Here is a 20,621-nt window from a genome sequence, read left to right on the forward strand (position 1 = left end):
ATGATTCCACTCATACATAGTCTTATTCTTGCTTCTATTTTATTTGTGATTGGTTTGTTAGGAATAATGATTCGACGCCATTTCTATTTTTTATTACTTAGCCTTATTATTATGAATAATGGGGTTATAGTTGCGTTGTTTGCAGCAAGTAGCTATTGGCAACAATCTGATGGGCAAGTACTTGCTATATTAGCAGTAATAACTGCCTTAGCCGAAGTTTGTGTCGGTCTTGCATTGATGATAAAACTATTTTACCGTCGAAAAACATTTAATATTGACTCATTGAGTGAAATGAAAGGATGAATTTACTTTATTTAACTATTATTGTTCCCTTATTTTCTTTTTTAGTATTGGTGAGCTTGGGAAGACATATCAGATCAATTAATGTGATAATTATTGGTATTACTACTATGCTGATAATAGCATTAATTACTGTATTTTCTTGTATCGATTTTAGTTCAAATACAGTACCTGATATGACCTTAGTTTATACTCGACCACTGTGGAATTGGTTTTCGGTAGGTGACTTTTCAGTACCTATTTCCTTAACCTTGGATGGATTATCATTAACCTTTTTAGCGTTGATTTCATTTTTTGGTTTTTGGGTCTATCTTTTTGCAGCTTGTGATTTAACTTCAAAAAAAGATATTTACACCTTTTATGCTTACAGTAATTTATTAATTGCTAGCATATTAACTATAATATTGGTCAATAATTTGTTTGTTATGCTAATGGGTTGGGAAGGTTTGAGTATAAGTGCATACTTGCTCATTGGTATTTACTATAAACAGCCTCGTAATGGTTATGCTGCAGTTAGAGCATTTGTGATTATGCATTTAACTGATATTTTTCTAATTATTGGTATATTTTTACTGTATCAAACTCTAGAAACATTAAATATCCGTGACGTTTTGACGCAAGCACATGATAATTTGGCTGTTGATTCTGATATCATATTTTGGATTACTCTAATGCTATTCCTTGGGGCAATGGGCAAGTCGGCACTATTTCCTATGCATTCATGGTTTGCTGAAACAACATTAGCTCCAATGCCTGCGATGGCTTTATTGCAATCTTCAACAGTAATTTTAGCTGGTGTATATTTAGTTTTAAGACTTAGTGATTTGTTTATGATGTCGAGCGATGTTCTTGCTATTATAGCAATGATTTCATCATTGACTATATTATTTGCTAGCACCATTGCATTAGTGCAGTATGATATTAAACGAATTGTTACATATATTAATTTAACGCAAATTAGCTATTTATTTTATGCTTTTTCAACAAAAAGTTGGAGTTTATCTCTTAATTGCTTAATTAATTATGTCGTAACAAGCACATTGCTAATTTTAGCTTCATCTATTTTAATTAAGAAATGTCAAGGTGAACGAGATATCAGTAAACTAGGTGGTTTACTTAAAACGTTTCCGATGTTATATGCGATATTTTTGTTAATCATGCTATCACTTAGTGCTATGCCTTGGGTTTCATCATCATTTTATATTAAAGGCGATATCATATTGGGTTTAATGACTCAAGATAAATTGATATTAGGAACCATTGGTTTGTTTGGTATTTTACTTTCTAGTTTAGGTATTTGGCGCTTAATTTCAATGGTTTTTTATCGTAAACAAAAACAGTATGATTTTACTAAAACCAAGTGGTTAAGTTATTTACCAATTTTCATCTTATTAATATTTACTACAGCTTTATTTATCTACTTCCCATTACCAACTCAAGGTATTATTCCGATAGCTGAGTTAGATACTAATGGGCAGTTACCTTTTCAACTACTTCTAGTAGCTGTAACTGGATTGAGTTTTTTGATTGCTTATATTTTATATGCTCATCCAAATAGCGAAGTACAAGAAATTCTAAATACGCCAATGGTTAAATTCCTTTTACGTTTATGTAATAGTGATTGGCATTATGATTATTTATTGCATACTTTATTTGTTAAACCTTATGTCTATTTAGCCCGTTTTTTGAAAAAAGATCCACTAGCTTTTTGGGATAATTGGATAATGAGGGGAATCAGAAAAGTAAACGCGTTCACCGTTGATCTAGAAAATGGGCAAATTCGGTGGTATATGGTTTCGATGGTTATAGGTAGTATTTTCATATTAATGCTACTGATTTTTATTTAATAAAGGTGTAATCATTCATGTTATTATGGCTCGTTTTTTTACCTATAATAGGCGGATTTATTGGTTGGTTATGCCATGTATGTTTACAAAGAGGCGTTGTTTCAGCCAATGTACAAATGCGTTGGTCAAAATTACCAATAATTGTAGCTTTTATTACTATTTTTCTTACATTATTGATGTCGATATTATTATGGATAGATGCTATAAATATATTAAATCAAGGGGGAAATTGGGTAAAAGAAGTTAATCTAGAATGGATCCCTCTATTAGGAATTCGTTTTCATCTTGTCTTAGATGGTTTATCTATGGTTGTTATTACCTCAACCTTATTTATTGTATTATTGACTATTATCTATTCTAGTAAAGAAAGCTTAAACAATCTTGGTCTATTTTACTTATGTCTATTATTTATGACATCGGCAATCATGATGTTATTTGTAATCACTGACTTATTTTTAATGTTTTTCTTTTGGGAAGCTGTAGCAATCCCCATCTATTTTTTAATCTCCTTATGGGGACGACGAGATTCAAGTTCGCAATTGCGTTTTAATGGTGCAAGTAAATTCCTGATTTATACTCAAGTGAGCAGTTTACTTATGCTAATTTCGATAGTTTCATTAGCTTTGATTAACTGGAATTTAACAGGACATTGGACGTTTGATTATCAAGAATTAACCAAAACGCCAATTTCAAGTTATACTGAATTTTTAATTATGCTAGGATTTTTAGCTGCTTTTATCGTTCGTATACCATTTGTTCCATTTCATGGTTGGTTTATTGACGCCCATATTGAATCTTCAACAACTGGCTCAATGATGATTAGTGGATTATTACTTAACACAGCTGCATTTGGCTTATTGCGTTTTGTTATACCATTATTTCCTAATGCATCAATCATTATTATGCCGTTAATGTTAGCATTTGCACTACTTACGGTTGTTTATGCTGCTTTACTTGCTTTTAACCAAACTGATATTAAAAAGCTAATAGCTTATATTCATATTGCTTTAATGGGATTTGTAACTGCAATAATCTATAGTGGTTCTGTTCTTGCTTATCAAGGTGTGGTTATTCAAATGATAGCCATCAATTTGGCAATCGTCGGCATGTTTATAATTAGTGGATTATTAGTTGAATGTTATTCAACGCGAAATATAAATCAATTTGTTGGGCTTAAAGAAAGAGTGCCTTATTTATCTTCTTTTACTTTGTTTTTTATATTGGCAGTGTTAGGCATTCCTGGTACGGCTAATTTTATTGGGAATTATATGATGTTGCTTGGTAGTTATAATGCTTTTTCCTATTATACAATTTTACTAGTAATTGGTTTATTATTACTGTCCATTTCATTTATTGTACGTATACAGCCAATTTTTTATGGTGTAGTTGATAAAGGAGCTGCAACAAAATGCCGGCTTAGTAAGAAAGATCTTTTATTATTATCAAGTATTTTAAGTGTACTTATTTTTATCGGTTTATATCCTCAAGTAGTTTTAGATATGTCTTATTCTGTCGTGAATCAAACACAGCAATACATAACCATAGAGCGGGTAGGGGAGTAATAAACTATGATAGCTTTATCCCCCATTTTTGTATTAAGCCTAGCCATCATCGTTTTTTTATCTTTACTATTTGCTTTTAAGCTAAGTACCAAAGGATGTGCTATTTTAACGGTATGCGGATTAACCTGTGCTTTAATTTGCTCTGTGATGGTTGGATATAAAATTTCTTTTAGTACTCAAGCTATTACTGATATCAGCAGTGATAATATGCAAATATCAGCATCGATTTCAGAGCCAGCTAAAGAACAAATCCGATCGAGTGAAGAAACTATTGCAATTGATACGGTGTCTACAGGAACGACCGAATCATCTAATGAAGATGAAACTATAAATATTGATAGTAATACCGAAAATAATAGCATTGACAATAAAAATATCGATATTAATTCTAATGTTGTGAATAATTCGAATATTGATGACGAGTCAACAGATGAGTGGAAAGCACACCATATCACAGCTCTATTTACTTGTGATGGCTATGGGCTACTTTACACCAGTTTGATTTTAATGATATCTATTTCCGTTGCATGTTTTGCTTATCGCTGGTTTAAACAAGAACAGAATCATCATGGATTATTTTATTTAATTTTACTTTTCATGGCATTAGGTGGTGTAACACTTGTTTACTCAAGCCATTTAATTGCATTTTTTATTGGGATCGAACTGTTATCTATTCCATTTGTTGGATTAATTGGTTATCAATATACGCAGACTCATTCGTTGGAAGCAGCAGTTAAATACATGATTTTATCTGCTATCGCCAGCGTGTTTTTATTAATGGGGATTGCTTTTTATTATGCAACTACTGGAGAACTTACTTTTAGTGGTTTAAGTTATCAACTCTCAACAATGTCTTATCCAAGTTTATTATTATTGATAGGTGTATGCTTAATGCTAGTCGGCATTGGTTTTAAATTATCTCTTGTACCATTTCAACTTTGGTTACCAGATGTTTATCAAGGTGCACCAACAATAGTCGCCTTATTATTATCAACAGTCGGAAAAGTTGCAATTTTTTGTGCTATAGCAAGACTATTTTTATTGGCACCTATTGTTAACAATGAAACTATTCGTATTATTTTAGTTATTATGGCGTTTTGCTCTATTTTGTGGGGCAACTTATTGGCGCTAATGCAAAGTAGTTTAAAGCGACTATTAGCTTATTCATCAATAGCACATTTTGGTTATTTATTAACGGCTTTAATAGCTGTGCAATATCAAGTATTAGCATTAGAAACTATTGGTGTTTATCTAATTGGCTATATTTTAGCTAATATCTGTATTTTAGGCGCGATCAGTTTAGATTCACACTCTGATGAACTTCAAGATCATGAAAACGAAATTGACCTATCAGGACTATTTTGGCGAAGGCCAATCCTAGCATTAGCCATGGGAGTTGGACTTTTATCTTTAGCAGGAACTCCCTTAACTGCGGGATTTGTTGGGCGATTTTTATTAGTGTTATTAGGTGTAACCGCCGAATTATGGTGGTTAGTCGCTGCCGTTGTTATTGGCAGTGCATTAGGTCTTTACTTCTATGCTCGCTTAATTATAAACCTTTATATAAGACCTGTTTGTCGTGATGATCTAATATCAAGCAAATCTTCAATTAAATTAAAATGGACTGATATTAGAATAAGTGAATTAATCATTGTGTTATGTGCTTTATTGACGATGCTTTGTGGAATATACCCTAAATGGCTATTTAATTTAGTCAGTATGGCGCAATATTTGGCAACCTAATTAACATTTATCTGCCACATCGTTTTATTGGTGGAATTATATCAACCTAGGTAGTATTGAATGCTTTGTTTTTATACTAGAACGCATAGTTACCTGAAACTTTTTGACAAGAAATAGTTAATAATAGCTTAATTTATTATGTTATAATTCCGACCTTTAAAATTTATTTTAATCAAGAGGACCAATATGGACTTTTTAATCTCTAATGCTTATGCTACTGATGGGCAAGCCACTGAAAGCAATCCTTATTTTTTACTAATCATGTTAGTAGTTTTTGGGCTATTTTTCTACTTTATGATTATGCGACCTCAGCAAAAACGTGCCAAAGCTCATCGTGATTTAATGGCATCAATTTCAAAAGGTGATGAAGTATTAACTAACGGTGGACTTATTGGTCGCGTATCAAAAGTTAACGAAAATGGTTACATTGCGTTAGAATTAAATGATACGACTGAAGTTGTGATCAAACGTGACTTTATTACATCAGTCTTACCAAAAGGGACAATGAAATCACTATAATAGAAATAGTATTTATTCGCTATTATTGTTCATTGTATTAATTACCTAATACCACAAGAGAATATGTCGTGTTAAACCGTTATCCTTTGTGGAAGTACATTATGTTGGTCGTCGTAATTTGCCTCGGCCTTCTTTATGCACTTCCAAATATTTATGGTGAAGATCCTGCTATACAAATTTCAGGATCAGATACTGCTGAAATTAACGTTGCTACGCAAGATAAAATCAAAAAACTTTTAACTGATAATCATATCGAACCAAAATCAATAGTTTATGAAAATAAGTCTATTTTAATTCGTCTTGGTGATAACGATACACAGCTTAAAGCAAAAGAAATTATATCCGAAGCATTAGGTGAGCAGTATATCGTTGCATTAAATTTAGCACCAGCAACACCAACTTGGCTTACGGTGTTAGGTGCAGAACCAATGAAGCTTGGTCTCGATTTACGCGGTGGTGTTCACTTTTTAATGGAAGTTGATATGACAACCGCATTAAGTAAACTCACTGAACAATCTATTGAAAACATAAAAACCGAATTTACTAATAGCAAATTAAATTATAAAACGATCAGTAAAGATAGTAATCAGCAAATTTTAATACAATTTGACAATACTGAAGATCGCAATAAAGCTATCACTAAGATCAACGGTATACAAGATTTCAAAGTTGTTTCTCAAAGTGATAATACTATTGTAATTAATGTCAGTGAGCAACGGTTACAACAAGCAAAAAATGATGCTGTACAACAAAACACTACAATTTTACGAAATCGTGTTAATCAGTTGGGTGTAGCTGAACCAATTGTTCAACGCCAAGGTGCAGATCGTATAGTTGTTGAATTACCAGGTATACAAGACACAGCATTAGCTAAACGTATTTTGGGAGCAACAGCGACACTTGAATTTAGACAAGTTAATGAAGAAAGCTCTCCTAACTTGCCAGCTATCTTAAAGGGTGATATGCGTGTTCCTTACGGCTCAGAAATTAAATATATGGAGAACGGTCGCCCAGTACTACTTTATAAGCGTATTGTATTAACGGGGGATCATATAACTGATTCTTCATATCGTGCTAATCAATATGGCCAACCCGAAGTTGCTATTACTCTTGATGGCTCGGGGGGTAAAAGAATGTTTGATTTTACCCAAAAAAATCTTCATAAAGCGATGGCAACATTGTTTGTTGAATACAAAGACACTGGTAAACGTAATGAAAACGATAAACCAATTCTTGAAAAACAAGAGCGTGTTATCAATGTAGCAACGATTCAAGGTATTTTCAGTGACCGTTTTCAGGTAACGGGTATTGGTAATATTGATGAAGCTAAAAATTTATCATTATTATTACGTGCAGGAGCTTTAATTGCTCCGATTCAAATCATTGAAGAGCGCACTGTTGGACCATCAATGGGGCAAGAAAATATAACTCAAGGGTTAGAATCTTGCGCATGGGGTTTAGCGATTTCAGTCATCTTTATGTTAGTGATGTATCGTCTGTTTGGCGTATTTGCTAGCCTTGCATTAGTTGCTAACTTAATTTTGATTGTTGGTGCAATGTCTTTACTTCCTGGGGCAACGCTAAGCATGCCAGGTATTGCGGGTATTGTGTTAACCGTTGGTATGGCTGTTGATGCCAACGTACTGATTAATGAAAGAATAAAAGAAGAACTTAGCAATGGACGCAGTGTTCAGCATGCAATTAATGAAGGGTATGCTGGTGCTTGGAGCAGTATTTTTGACGCCAACCTAACAACATTAATTACAGCTGTTATTCTTTATGCTGTTGGTACAGGCTCAATTAAAGGCTTTGCCATTACATTAGGCATCGGTATTGTAACATCAATGTTTACATCGATTGTTGGTACTCGCGCATTAGCCAATCTTATTTATGGCGGACGCCGTGTTAATAAGTTATCAATTTAGAGGTTTATTGTGGTTATTAATAAAAAAGAAAATCATGATGTTAGAGATTTAAATCATGGTCGCAGAGTCCTCGACTTTTTAAAATTTGGCTTTATTGCTTTTGTTATTTCAATGTTATTGGTAGTTGCATCGTTTGTGGTTATTTTTGTTAAAGGATTTAATCTAGGACAAGACTTCACTGGCGGTACGACAGTAGAACTCACAGTAACAAAAGTGGTTAACCTTGATGACCTTCGTAACAGTTTACGCGATGCTGGCTATCATGAGCCGATAGTACAATATTATGGTAGCAGTAAAGATATCATTATTCGATTACCTTCAGCTAAACAAGAAGATGGCAGTACGTCATCTGCTATTGATAATGCACTAGGTACAAAAATTTCCAATTTAATACATAAAGATATTGATGTCGATGCTCAAATCAAACGTATTGAATTTGTAGGACCAACAGTAGGCTCTGAACTTGCCCAAGATGGTATTTTGGCAATCTGCGCCGCATTAGTGTGTATTTTAATCTATATTGCCTTTCGTTTTGAATGGCGATTTGGTACTGGTGCCGTTGTTGCCTTAGCGCATGATGTTATCATCACCGCAGGTTATCTATCGTTATTTGAACGAGAACTAGATTTAACTATCATTGCTGCAATGTTATCGATAATTGGTTATTCGCTCAATGATACCATTGTAGTTTTCGACCGAATTCGTGAGAATTTTAGAAAGATTCGACGAGCAGAGCCTTATGATGTTATCAACATCTCGTTAACACAAACATTGCACCGTACTTTGATGACATCAGGAACAACCCTTGCAGTAGTCATCATTTTGTATATCTTTGGCGGTTCAATGTTAAAAGGTTTCTCTGAAACATTAGGCGTTGGTATTGTGCTTGGTACAATCTCATCAATTTATGTGGCTGCGTATATGTCACTCAAATTAGGCGTAAAACGTGAACACTTTATGCCACCAAAAATTGAAGCTGAAGGTGCAGATCAACCTTCAATATTGCGTTAATTATGTGAACTCTGCCATTAATTGGCAGAGTTTTATTAGACTGTTTTTCAAACAAATAACATCAAATCAATTGACACTTATCTTTTAGTTGCATATTATTAGCCACAGTTTTATCCTTTTCATTTGGGGCCATAGCTCAGCTGGGAGAGCGCAACGCTGGCAGCGTTGAGGTCAGGGGTTCGATCCCCCTTGGCTCCACCAATCAATATTCTGCAAGATTCTTTAAAACCCACTTAAAGTATATAAAATTCTCGAAGTATTTGTTAGCAGATGCATGACCAAAATTTTTAGTTATATTATTGTGTTATTCAGTGGTTATCAATGAAAAACGAAATTGATTTAATAAATAAAAAAAATCAATTAATTATTGAATATCTCCAAATATTAAACTCAATTCTATTAAAAGTGCACAATCAATTTTGTATATATAAATATAGTGCAACGATGACATCTACTAAGTGATACTTTTGTGCATAATCTAATAGTGATAGGATATAAAAAGTTAAATAAACAAAAGGTATAAAATCGTGACTTATAAACCTACCCAAGCGCCAAACAAATGTGAGAATATGAACCACATTCGTGCCGAAATAGATCAGATTGACCATTCCATAATTAAATTGCTTGCTACACGCTTTGAATACGTCAAAGCTGCCAGTAAGTTCAAGAAAAATACCACTGACGTACAAGCCAAAGAACGTTTTGACAGTATGCTAGAGCAACGAAAACAATGGTCGAATGAATTAGGACTTAATGGCGAAATCATCAAAGATCTATATGCAAATCTAGTACGATATTTTATCGATGAAGAATTGAAATATTTCAAAAACAAAGAAAATAAAAACAGAGATTTCATTAAAAATATTTAGATAAGATATTGATTTTATGTTATCTTTAAAGATATGAATGATCTCATAAGAAGTAGGTGACATGGCTTATGCAACTAAACAGCAGTTATTAGATGAAATAAACAAAACGGCCAAGCTATTTATTGATGAGTTTATAGTTTTATCTGAATCACAAAAAGACACCTTAGTGGAGGGTGTTGATCGTACTCCAGCACAAATGATTGCTTATCAACTAGGTTGGCTTAATTTGGTGAAATCTTGGGATGATGATGAGCTTGCTGGTCAAACACCTGAATTACCGGCCCCTGGATACAAATGGAATCAATTGGGTAATTTGTATCGGCAATTTTATAAAACATATCAATACCTATCATTACAGGCATTAATTCAAGCATTTAATCAGCAAATCACCATTTGGAATGATTGGATTCAATCTTTGAACGAAGACACTTTGTTTATAAAAGATAGCCGTAATTGGACTAAACCTTATCCTGAATCTTGGACTGTTGCTCGATTTATCCATATCAATTCTGTGGCGCCTTTTAAATCGTTTAGAGCAAAAATAAGAAAGTGGAAAAAGCTAAATGCATCAGTTTAAAATTATATTCAATATAATGTAAGGAGAATAATATGGCCTTTACAGAAACAGAACGACAGCAGTTGATGTAGCTTAAATTCGTGGGTACCAAAATTATTGAAAGGCTTGAAGATATGAAGTTCGATTCTTTCGATAAATTGCGTAATGCTAGTTTAGATGAAATCCTTAACGAAGGTGCATTATTAACAGGTTCAACTTGTTGGAAAAACAGTCATCAAGCAAGAACGGCAATAAGTAATATTTTGAGTTTAGTCAACAATACGTAATATCCCTTTTTATGAGCAGCGAGTGCATCCAACTTTTCAATTGAATAATGATAGTCAATTTTTTGATTTTTAATCTATTTTCAAGATATTTATACTGAAACGTATAGTTACCTGAAACTTTTTTACAAAAATTGTAAGGTTTTGCCGACAATGTCGGCAAAGCAGGAATTAAGCAAAGCCTTTCAAACCAACTACATGCACATGTTCTTGGTTATTAATAACTTTACGTACTAGTTTATAGGTTGTTCCTTTTTCAGGACTGATGTTTTCTGGAGCAGCAATGATTAATTGCATTTCTAATCGTTCACAAAGTTCAAATAGTGTTGCAATTGATTTGGCATCTAGTCGAGCTGCTTCATCTAAGAATAGTAGACGACATGGTAAAATATCTTTATTTCGAAGTCGCTTGGATTCTTCTTCCCAACTTTGAATCACCATAAGTAAAATTGACATACCTGTACCAATTGCCTCACCCGTCGATAATGCACCGCTTTCAGCACGTAACCAACCATCTGCACCTCGATTCACCTCAACATCCATTTCAAGATAATTTCGATAATCTAGCAGTTCTTCACCAATATTTTGAGCCGTTCGTTGTCCCATATCAATATGTGGATTTAAACGTTGATAGAGTTTAGCTAACGCTTCTGAGAAGGTAATACGATTATTACTAAATAGATCTTGATGTTCATTTTGCTCATCGGCAAGTGCAGCTAAAAGAGTTGAATGAGCTTCGCGAACATTGACATTTAAACGCACGCCATTAACTTGACCAAATGCCACTGCTTGTAATCCTTGGTTAAGCATACGAATACGATTTTGTTCGCGCTGTATGGTTTTACGAATAATATTCGATACACTCTTCGAGCTAATTGCCAGTTGCTGTTCACGCGAAGTGAGTTCTTCTGTTAAGCGTGACAATTCAATTTCCATCTGTTCAATGGCTTCAATTGGATCGTCAGTTTTAACAATATCTTGGCGAATTCGTTCACGCAAATGTGCGTAAACAGCGATATAGAATTGGATTTTACGTTCTGGGCGTTTTGGATCTTCTGATAGTCTTAATACATCCCGTAAATGTTCATTGTCATTAACAGCTAAACGTAAGGAACCTAATGCTTTATCTGACATTGAGCGCAATTCATCAGCACTTAAATAAGCAAGTTCACGTCGATGTAAACGCCGTTCCACACTATTTTCTTTAACAAGCCTTAAGACTAAACACCACCCCGCTTTGGCTTGCACTACCTGTTCGCGTAGGTGCTTATAATCTCGCAGTGTTTGAGTTAGTCGTTTTTGTAATTGTGTCATTTCGCTTTCGCACATAATGAGTTGCTTTTCAAGCGATGTACAATGTTGACGATTATTATTTAATTTTTGATGGATTTCATCACGACGTAATCGAGCACGTTCTTCAGTGATCGCATCGGCTTTTACCCCAATTTGTTCAATTTCTTTTTGTAGCTCATGCAACATATCTCGCTTAGTTTCAAATGCACTTTTAAGCGAAGCTAGCGTTTGGTTATATTGATTGTATTTGTCTTGATACTGTTGCATCTGACTGCGCGCTTCAGTTCTTTGAACTTCGACGACTTCTAAGCGAGAACGTAATTTTTCATTTAAATCACTATTTTCATTTAGCATACCTGCCGAGTCTTCATAGCTAAAGTGTGCACGACGTTGCATTACTTCAGTTAAGGCAAAAACTTGTTGGCGGATAGTCTGTTGTTGTGCTTTAACTGTATTGTATTGTTCTCGTAAAGCCTCGTTTTGTTCAGGATCACTTTGTAAAACAGCTAAAATTGGTTCAAGTTCTGAAACGGTATTACGATTACGGCTAACATATTGCGCAGATTCTTGTGCTTGTGCTACTTGTTCACGTAAATCGTCAACCCTATCGGCCAGATCATCATCAGCCAATAAATGCATTTGCGCAACCAAGCGATTTATGGTTGCTAATTGTTCTTTGCAATTAGTAACTTGTTGCTGATTTTGTTTATCAATACTTTCCTGAGACGATAATTGTCGTTCAATTTCAGTGCGTCTTGTCGTTAATTTTTGCGCTTCAGCTTCAGGATCGATATCAAAAGCAACTCCTAAATGTTGACCAATAAATTGCCCAACATTTTGTTCAATTCGTTGTAATTTTTGTAAATCAAATGAGATAGTTGCATAGCGTTCATGTAATTCATCACGTTCGGCAGATAATTTTTCAAGGTGAATCTCACGAGCAGCACGACCAAATAGTGGTACTTTAGGGAAGCTTGAGAATCGCCATTGACGATCACCCGTTTTGACAAGTACCGCTTTATTCATCTCCTCACAATCAAAAACACTATCATCAAATGATGAAGGATCACCTTCGATAAAATAGATATCTTCAGGGTAATCTTCATCACTTGCGGTAAGGTTTTCTAATTGCTGTTTAACTAATGATAAATCTGGTACAACAATAGCTTGTCTTGATGGACCATATAATGCAGAAAAGTAAGGTGCATCATCAATTGTTACATCTTCATAAATTTCAGAAAGTAATACGCCATTAAATCGTTCTGCTAACGAAGACAAACGTCCATCATCGACACCACTAGGTTGATTTAGTTGCTCAATTTGAACATCTAATTGGTTGCGTCTAAAACTAATTTGGTCTCGCTCAGTAACAAGTATTCGCTCTTTTTCTAGCAGTTTTTGCATATGTTGAGTGACATCTTGACTGTTATTAAACTGTTCGCTAGTTTGTTCTTGTAAAGCGATTAATGCATCTTGTGCTTTCAACCATAATGGAGCTTTTTGACGATAATCAGCTATTTTTGATTGAATTTGTTCAAGCTCTTGCCTAAATTCGATACGTTTTTCGCTAGATTCATTAGCTCGTTCGGCTGTTTCGTCTAATTGCAATTCAAGTTCTTGCTTTAAATCATCTAGTTCATCGTAATTAACTTGGCGTTCAATACGTTTACAAAATTGTGTTAATAACGATTCTGCTTCTTTTTGTTCAAAAAATCGTTGTTCTAGCTCATCTAGTTGTAGCTGTAAATGATCGGCTTGTTCTGCTTGGTAACATTGTGATGGCCATTGTCTTAATGCTTCTTTAGCTGCCGCAAAAGCGTCACTTCGGGTAACATTGCCGACTAATTTAATCACTAATTGATAAGCACGGTCAAACTGATTAATTGCCGCATCAGATACACTTAATTTTTGCTCAAGTTCAAGAACTTGTTCCGTGATCTCTTTTTGCTTTTCTTCAAACAATTCATAGTGATTTTCAATATTACTAATACCTAATTTTGGTAACTGGCATAATGACTGAGCATTTTTTAACGCCTGTAAGGCCTGTTGGTATTGAATTGCACGTGTTTGTTGAACATCAAGAGCCTGTTGATAATCAGCTAATTGAGTCTTGATTTCGTCAACTTCTTGTTCTGTTTGTTCTACTTGCTCACGATAGTTTTGGTACTGTTCATTCGCTTCAAGTACCACTTCGTGTTGTTCTTCTAACTTTAAGTTTAAATCATCTAAATCTGCTTGATAACGGTCGATTTTTTCCTGTTGACGTAATGCAGTTTGCGCTAAATTGAGGTGATCATTAGCAGCCTGTAAATCGGTTTCCAAATCACTTTGCGCACCTTGATGTTCTTTAAGTTCTTTTGCCATTTCAATTTGGCGGTATTGGTTGCTAATAAGCAGATCTTGCGTTTTAAACATATCACGACGCAGACCAAGTACTGATTCTATATGAACTCGGCGTTCATTATTATGGCGCATATAATCAGCTGCCACATAATTAGTTGACTCAGTAATTAAGTGTTTAAATAAGTCACGATCTGATTGAGTTACTCGAATAGCTTCTAACGTCATCCGATTCTCGCGTAATGCGGCTTCCATATCTTGGAAAGCTTTTCGCACACCACTATTTTCTGGTAATAAATAATCACGCAAGGAACGAGTAATAGCACTTGAGATACCTCCATAAAGTGAGGCCTCAATCAAACGGTAGTATTTACTTCTATCGGATGGAGAGCGTAAGCGTTTTGGTAAAATACCAAAATCAAACATAACCGAATGATAATCAGTAATTGAGTTAAATTGTTTAAAGATAATGCCTTCCATTGATTCGGCTTTATCTTTTAACTCTGGTAACGATAAAATTCGCGCTTGTTTATCATTTAAACGCTCCGTAACCAACTCTGTTGGGCTTACACTGATAGATAATCCTTGCAATAAAAACGGCTTGATATCGACTTTTTTGTCTCGCCCTGCTACTTGTTGCAAACGTACACCACAAATAATTCTTTGATTCCGTGAGTTAATTACGTCCAGCATAGAATAACAGACGCCTGGTTTTAATTTACCATGCAAGCCTTTATCTCGTGAGCCTGATGTGGCTCCAGCTTCGGTTGTATTTCTAAAGTGTAATAAAGTTAAGTCAGGTATTAATGCAGTTACAAATGCCGCCATGGTAGTTGATTTACCAGCACCATTACCACCAGATAATGTCGTAACTAATTGGTCAAGCTCAAAAGTTCGTGCAAAAAAACCATTCCAGTTAATTAGCGTTAATGAGTGAAATTTACCGTGTCCAATCATGATTATTCAGTCTCCTCATTAACATCTTCATCTTGTTCTTCATTATTATCATCTAAAATAAGTGCTGATTCGATTTTAATTGCTTCGCCATCTCGAATTAGGCGTAATTGCGCTTCTTGTGCGTCATCACTACTTCGTACATCCGCACCAAAACGGAAAATTGATTCGTTAATGCGAAAACGGCTACTGTCATTACCAACAATAAAAAAAATCATGCCTAGCCGGCGTAGGCGATTTAACGCTGTTTTCACTTTATCAAATAGTTTTTGGCGATCTAAATCTGAACCTGTTGAACGTTGGTTTACTAATTTGAGTAACTTACTCTCATCTGCTAATGAAACCAGTTCATCAAACAATTCTTGTAAGGTAAAAATCCCCTCATGCGCTAATCTCTCGGGACTCAAATACAAATAACAAAGTACTTTGCCAACAAGCATATCAAGTTCCGATAATACTGAACGAGGAATCAATGTTGTTGAGCGAGGACGAAGATAGAAAAATCCTTCAGGCGCACGGATTAGCTCAACATTATAACGTTGATAAAATTGTTCAAGCTCAAGTTGGAAATCCATTAGAAAAGCATGATGATCAAGTTCATCAATACCAATATGACGGCCAGAGCGTAATAAACTATCCAGTTCTGGAAAGATCGGATTAGCAATTGCTTGGGCCAACTTAACGGACATATATTTATCGATAGAAGCCTGAGAACTAGCGACTATGCGCCCCATAACTTCATCAAAATGATGTGCGGTTTGTTGTGTTTCAAAATCGTTAGTATCTGTTGATGACATGTGCTTGTACCTTAGCTCCATAATCGTTAATAGGTTTCCATTCGGCAGGAATTCCAAGCCAATCATCTTCAGCAATACCGAGACGAATAGCCTGATCAATAAATAATCTCGCTATATCAAAATGTTGTTCACGCGGGAACTGAGCCAAATAGTTATGAATGGTAGCGCCCATATCAAGTGGTTTATTTTCTTGCTTAAATACCATTAAATTTTGTTCAATATGAGCAATAATATGTTCTTGAATCTCTTCAATTATTTCAAATTCAAGTTCCGAAGGTAATTCTCCAGTTACCTCAGCATCATGTAGTGCCAATTCTTCATCACGCATATCTAGTAAACGATCGGCATTAGCAAAAGTGAGTGACCAAGGCAAATCAAAGTATCCTTGAATCGATTTTCGTAAGCGTTGCGAAAACACACGATTTTTATCTAAATCAATAGCAGTACGAATAAATTTATGAACATGGCGATCATAACCGATCCAAAGGTCAATCGCTTTTTGCCCCCAACCAATAATGCGATCTAGTTTACCTTGCAGATCCATAACTACATTGTTGATTTTATCGAGTTCTGGATTATCAAGCGTCGCATCTTGTATTAAAAGTAAACTGGCTTGTAATTTATCACCTGCAGCAGCCAAAGTATCTTGTAACTCCCGCAATGTTTGTGATGTTTCAGTCAGCAACCCTTCACAACTGCTAATTGCTGCTTGCCAATCTTGACTTAATAGGGCAGAAATATTTTGTTTAACATCAGCTTGTTGTTCATCCATCACTCGTTGTGTGATATCGATACTATCAAAAATTTCAGCGACTGAATATTTTAATGGAGCAAAGACATTTCGATGCCAATGTAAATCATCACCACCTTCGATGGCTGCATCTGCAGCTCGTTTTAACTCTTGCGCAACAATAGATAACTGAATGGATAAACGCAGCGTTGAGAATTCACGTTGGCGAATATAATAATCAGAAATACCTATACCTAACGGAGTTAAACGATAAATCGAGAAACCGTCTGTCATTTCACTTGCAAAACGTGTGATTAAGCGTTGGCGTACCAAATCATTGATAGCATTATTGGCTCGCAATGTAATAGTGTCTTCACTCTGCTCGAAAATTTGTGAAACATGCCTAAAAGCATCAATTAATTCAGATTCCGTCATTTCACCGTCAAAACGTTCGCTATTTAATACGGCAATAGCTAATAAAAAAGCTAACCTTTCCACAGGCAAAGCGATCGAAAAATCATTCTTTTTTGCCCAAGAGACCAGTTCTGGCACTGATTGGGAAAAATCAATCATAAAAAATCCTTAATTCAAGGAGAACAAAATCGAATCATGCCTTAAAGTTTACACTTCAAGGTAGACACAAAAATAACGCCAATTATATAACAATATAGAGTAAATTTGTAATGGAATTCAATGAAAGCATTAAAACTGTTTTATTTAAATTATAGCTATTTCGATATAGCCTTATAATAATATTAATTAATAAATATTACTCAAATAATTTAAAAATCTTATTTCTTGAATAAAAAATAGATTCACTACTCGCACAGAACCCTATTTATGCTAAAATCAACTTACATACAATAAACTAACATAAGGACGTAACGAAATGCATATCGGTATACCTAAAGAACGGTTAGCCAATGAAGCTAGAGTTGCAGCGACTCCTTTAACTGTTGGACAACTGTTAAAACTGGGTTTTACAGTTTCCGTAGAACAAGGCGCTGGCCATGCTGCTCATTATGAAGACCAAGCTTTTATTGATGCTGGGGCTACAATTCAAAACACACAAGATGTTTGGCAAAATGATTTAATTTTGAAGTTTCATGCGCCAAGCGATGACGAAATTTCTTTAATGAAAGAGGGTTCAACCCTTATTAGCTATATTTATCCAGCTCAACATAAAGAGCTATTAGAAAAATTAGCCACCAAAAATATTACTGTAATGGCTATGGATTGTGTACCACGTATTTCACGTGCACAATCTCTAGATGCATTAAGCTCAATGTCTAATATTGCTGGTTATCGTTCAGTTATTGAAGCAGCAAATCAATTTGGTCGATTCTTTACAGGGCAAGTTACTGCTGCTGGTAAAGTACCGCCAGCTAAAATATTAGTTATTGGAGCAGGTGTTGCAGGCCTAGCAGCAATTGGTGCTGCAGTAAGTTTGGGTGCAATTGTTCGTGCTTTTGATACTCGCCCTGAAGTTGCCGAACAAATTAACAGCATGGGCGCTGACTTTTTAGAGTTAGATTTTGAAGAAGAAGCAGGTTCTGGTGACGGTTATGCTAAACAGATGTCAGCGGCCTTTATTGAAGCTGAAATGGCACTGTTTGCAGAACAAGCTAAAGATGTTGATATCATCATAACAACTGCACTAATTCCAGGTAAACCAGCTCCAAAACTCATTTCGAAAGAAATGGTTGAATCAATGAAACCGGGTAGTGTTATTGTTGATTTGGCTGCGCTAACTGGTGGTAACTGTGAATTAACTAAACCAGGTGAAATTTTCGAAACAGATAACAATGTTAAAATTGTAGGTTATACTGATTTAGCTAATCGTATGCCAGCACAAGCATCACAGCTTTATGGTACTAACATTGTTAACCTATTAAAACTGCTTGCTAAAGAAAAAGGCGGTAATATTGATATCAATTTTGAAGATGTTGTAATTCGTGGTGTAACTGTGGTTAAAGATAAAGAAATCACTTGGCCAGCACCACCGATTCAAGTATCTGCTCAACCTCAGAAAAAAGCAGCAGAGCCAATTGTTAAACCAGAACCAAAGCCAATGGATCCTCGCAAAAAATATGGTATTTTAGCTTTAGTTCTCATTGCTTTCTTCTGGCTTGCAAACTCCGTTCCTGAAAGCTTTTTAGGGCATTTTACTGTATTTGCATTATCTTGCGTTGTTGGTTACTACGTTGTATGGAATGTTACACATTCTTTGCATACACCACTAATGTCGGTAACTAATGCAATTTCTGGAATTATATTGGTCGGAGCAATATTACAAGTCAGTGATGATAATGGCTTAACTACGGCAATTGCTTTTGTTGCTATTTTGATTGCTAGTATTAATATTTTTGGTGGATTCTTTGTTACTCAAAGAATGCTGAAAATGTTCCAACGTGGCAAGTAAAGGAGAGCATACATTATGAGTAATGGAATCATTCAAGCAGCCTATGTTATTGCTGCATTACTTTTTATCTTTAGTTTACGAGGTCTTTCCAACCAAGAATCTGCCAAATCTGGTAATATTTACGGTATGATTGGTATGGTAATCGCACTTATTGCAGCAGTTGCAAGTATTAAAGGCGGATTACACTGGATAGTTATTGCAATGATTATTGGTGCTGTAATTGGTTTATATTTGGCTAAAAAAGTTGAAATGACTCAAATGCCAGAGCTTGTTGCACTACTTCATAGCTTTGTTGGAATGGCTGCTGTTCTAGTTGGCTTAAACAGTTATTTAGATCCACACATTCAAAATTTTCAAGGTGGTGAGTTAACTGTACATTTAGTAGAGATTTTTGTTGGTGTCTTTATCGGCGCAGTAACCTTCTCCGGCTCTGTTGTCGCATTTGGTAAATTAAATGGACGCATTAGCTCAAAACCATTATCAATTCCAAATAAACATTATTGGAATCTAGCAGCAATTGTTGTTTCTATCATTTTAATGTTTACTTTTGTTGAAGTAAAAAGTGGCGCTGGTGCAACAATTAGTTTGTTGATCATGGCAATTATTGCATTCGTGTTTGGTTTCCATCTTGTTGCTTCAATTGGTGGTGCTGACATGCCTGTTGTTATTTCAATGCTAAATTCTTATTCAGGTTGGGCAGCAGCAGCGGCAGGCTTTATGTTAGGCAATGATCTATTAATTGTAACAGGCGCATTAGTTGGTTCATCAGGCGCAATTCTTTCATATATTATGTGTAAAGCGATGAACCGCTCATTTATTAGTGTTATTGCTGGCGGTTTCGGTAGCGATGGTAGCGCAGCTAGTTCATCAGATGAAGAACAAGGTGAATACTGTGAAATGCAACCAGCTGAAGTTGCACAAACTTTAAAAGAAGCTCGCTCAGTTATTATTGTCCCTGGGTATGGTATGGCAGTTGCTCAAGCTCAAGGTGCAGTAAGTAATATTACTGAAAGACTACGTGGTATGGGTATAGAAGTTCGTTTTGGTATTCACCCAGTAGCAGGACGTTTACCTGGGCATATGAATGTATTATTAGCCGAAGCAAAAGTCCCTTATGATATTGTATTAGAAATGGATGAAATCAACGATGACTTCCCTGATACTGATGTGGTTTGGGTAATTGGAGCTAACGATACAGTCAACCCAGCGGCAGAAGAAGATCCAAATAGCCCAATAGCAGGCATGCCTGTTCTTGAAGTTTGGAAAGCAAAAACGGTTGTTATTTCTAAACGCTCAATGAATACTGGTTATGCAGGTGTACAAAACCCACTATTCTTTAAAGAAAATAGCTATATGTTATTTGGTGATGCTAAAGATAGTGTTGAAAAAGTACTACAAAACCTTTAATGATTAATTCATTCAATATACTGCGGCTTCTGTCGCAGTATATTTCTAAAATAGGCACTTAA

Annotated in this window: 15 protein-coding genes and 1 tRNA gene; 13 read left to right on the forward strand and 3 right to left on the reverse strand. The window is 35.2% G+C overall.

The window, feature by feature from the left end:
* The 11 genes from nuoK (at nt 1) to J6569_RS00250 (ending at nt 10,619) form a co-directional block, all read left to right on the forward strand.
* Complete coding sequence (gene nuoK, locus J6569_RS00200; protein WP_034912410.1) at nt 1–303, forward strand: NADH-quinone oxidoreductase subunit NuoK; 303 nt, start codon at nt 1–3, stop codon at nt 301–303.
* A complete protein-coding gene (locus tag J6569_RS00205; RefSeq protein WP_296317085.1) occupies nt 300–2,147 on the forward strand; it encodes a proton-conducting transporter membrane subunit in 1,848 nt (615 codons plus the stop codon). Before nuoK ends, J6569_RS00205 begins: the two co-directional genes overlap by 4 nt.
* A gap of 17 nt (nt 2,148–2,164) precedes the next feature.
* Entirely contained in the window at nt 2,165–3,709 is a 1,545-nt protein-coding gene (locus J6569_RS00210; RefSeq protein WP_174798785.1) for a NuoM family protein, read from the forward strand.
* A gap of 6 nt (nt 3,710–3,715) precedes the next feature.
* Entirely contained in the window at nt 3,716–5,452 is a 1,737-nt protein-coding gene (locus J6569_RS00215; protein ID WP_174798784.1) for an NADH-quinone oxidoreductase subunit N, read from the forward strand.
* A gap of 186 nt (nt 5,453–5,638) precedes the next feature.
* Nucleotides 5,639–5,971, forward strand: a complete 333-nt coding sequence (yajC, locus tag J6569_RS00220; protein WP_085165105.1) for a preprotein translocase subunit YajC — start codon at nt 5,639–5,641, stop codon at nt 5,969–5,971.
* A gap of 68 nt (nt 5,972–6,039) precedes the next feature.
* Nucleotides 6,040–7,896, forward strand: coding sequence for a protein translocase subunit SecD (gene secD, locus J6569_RS00225; protein WP_296317089.1), 1,857 nt, complete (start codon nt 6,040–6,042; stop codon nt 7,894–7,896).
* Nucleotides 7,897–7,911: 15 nt separating this feature from the next.
* Nucleotides 7,912–8,907 carry a protein translocase subunit SecF gene (secF, locus tag J6569_RS00230; RefSeq protein ID WP_366941216.1) on the forward strand — a complete coding sequence of 332 codons (996 nt, stop codon included), beginning with the start codon at nt 7,912–7,914 and terminating at the stop codon, nt 8,905–8,907.
* Between the two features lie 125 nt (nt 8,908–9,032).
* Nucleotides 9,033–9,108 (forward strand) — tRNA-Ala (locus J6569_RS00235).
* Between the two features lie 326 nt (nt 9,109–9,434).
* Nucleotides 9,435–9,776 (forward strand): chorismate mutase, encoded by a 342-nt coding sequence (locus J6569_RS00240; RefSeq protein WP_202983932.1) that lies wholly within the window; start codon nt 9,435–9,437, stop codon nt 9,774–9,776.
* 61 nt (nt 9,777–9,837) lie between these two features.
* Nucleotides 9,838–10,353 (forward strand): ClbS/DfsB family four-helix bundle protein, encoded by a 516-nt coding sequence (locus J6569_RS00245; RefSeq protein ID WP_296317093.1) that lies wholly within the window; start codon nt 9,838–9,840, stop codon nt 10,351–10,353.
* A gap of 80 nt (nt 10,354–10,433) precedes the next feature.
* Complete coding sequence (locus tag J6569_RS00250; protein ID WP_296317095.1) at nt 10,434–10,619, forward strand: hypothetical protein; 186 nt, start codon at nt 10,434–10,436, stop codon at nt 10,617–10,619.
* Nucleotides 10,620–10,787: 168 nt separating this feature from the next.
* Here the strand turns inward: J6569_RS00250 and mukB are convergent, their stop codons facing one another.
* Genes mukB through mukF form a run of 3 tightly spaced genes read right to left on the reverse strand, consistent with a single transcriptional unit; the run spans nt 10,788 to nt 17,303 of the window.
* Entirely contained in the window at nt 10,788–15,206 is a 4,419-nt protein-coding gene (gene mukB / locus J6569_RS00255; RefSeq protein WP_296317096.1) for a chromosome partition protein MukB, read from the reverse strand.
* Between the two features lie 2 nt (nt 15,207–15,208).
* Nucleotides 15,209–15,937, reverse strand: a complete 729-nt coding sequence (gene mukE, locus J6569_RS00260) for a chromosome partition protein MukE (protein WP_366941217.1) — start codon at nt 15,935–15,937, stop codon at nt 15,209–15,211.
* A 43-nt stretch (nt 15,938–15,980) separates the two neighbouring features.
* Nucleotides 15,981–17,303: a chromosome partition protein MukF gene (mukF, locus tag J6569_RS00265; RefSeq protein ID WP_296317101.1), complete on the reverse strand. Its 1,323-nt coding sequence runs from the start codon at nt 17,301–17,303 to the stop codon at nt 15,981–15,983.
* A gap of 316 nt (nt 17,304–17,619) precedes the next feature.
* Here mukF and pntA point away from each other — a divergent pair, with 316 nt between their 5' ends.
* Together pntA and pntB are read left to right on the forward strand one after the other, a co-directional pair.
* Nucleotides 17,620–19,152, forward strand: coding sequence for a Re/Si-specific NAD(P)(+) transhydrogenase subunit alpha (gene pntA / locus J6569_RS00270; RefSeq protein ID WP_085165561.1), 1,533 nt, complete (start codon nt 17,620–17,622; stop codon nt 19,150–19,152).
* A 15-nt stretch (nt 19,153–19,167) separates the two neighbouring features.
* On the forward strand, nt 19,168–20,559 hold the full coding sequence (gene pntB / locus J6569_RS00275; RefSeq protein ID WP_296317105.1) for a Re/Si-specific NAD(P)(+) transhydrogenase subunit beta: 1,392 nt from the start codon (nt 19,168–19,170) through the stop codon (nt 20,557–20,559).
* The last annotated feature ends 62 nt before the right edge of the window (nt 20,560–20,621 follow it).

The sequence above is a fragment of the Gilliamella sp. genome (genome assembly GCF_024104075.1).
Taxonomy (GTDB): domain Bacteria; phylum Pseudomonadota; class Gammaproteobacteria; order Enterobacterales; family Orbaceae; genus Gilliamella; species Gilliamella bombi.